We start from the raw sequence: 342 nt of genomic DNA, 5'->3' as shown, positions 1-342 counted from the left end.
GCCTGTCTCCGTCGCCATTACGGATGCAGGCGGGCACCTCCAGGCCTTCGGACGGAGTGACGGGGCCGCCTTCCTGACGGTCGACATTGCCATCGACAAGGCGTGGACGGCCAGTTCATTCGGCCAGCCCACCCATGTCTGGAACCGGATCGTTCAGGACCCTCACATGGCTCCCCTGACTAGTCGGCCACGTCTGGTGACCGTGGGGGGCGGATGCCCGCTCCTTGCCGATGGGCGGCTGATCGGCGGCATCGGCGTGTCCGGTGGCACATATGAGCAGGACAGGGACCTGGCCGAACACGCCCTGAACCGTCTGGGATTTGAACAATCCTAAACGGACCT

Annotated in this window: 1 protein-coding gene; it reads left to right on the top strand. The window is 64.6% G+C overall.

Annotated elements, in window-relative coordinates:
- Nucleotides 1–334, top strand: a 334-nt coding sequence (locus NQF87_RS08755; RefSeq protein ID WP_266128023.1) for a GlcG/HbpS family heme-binding protein, incomplete at its 5' end; no start/stop codon positions are given.
- Nucleotides 335–342: the final 8 nt, after the last annotated feature.

Origin of the sequence: Bombella dulcis (genome assembly GCF_026385505.1) — a bacterium.
Lineage (GTDB): Bacteria > Pseudomonadota > Alphaproteobacteria > Acetobacterales > Acetobacteraceae > Bombella > Bombella dulcis.
This window is presented reverse-complemented; position numbering and strand designations above follow the sequence as displayed.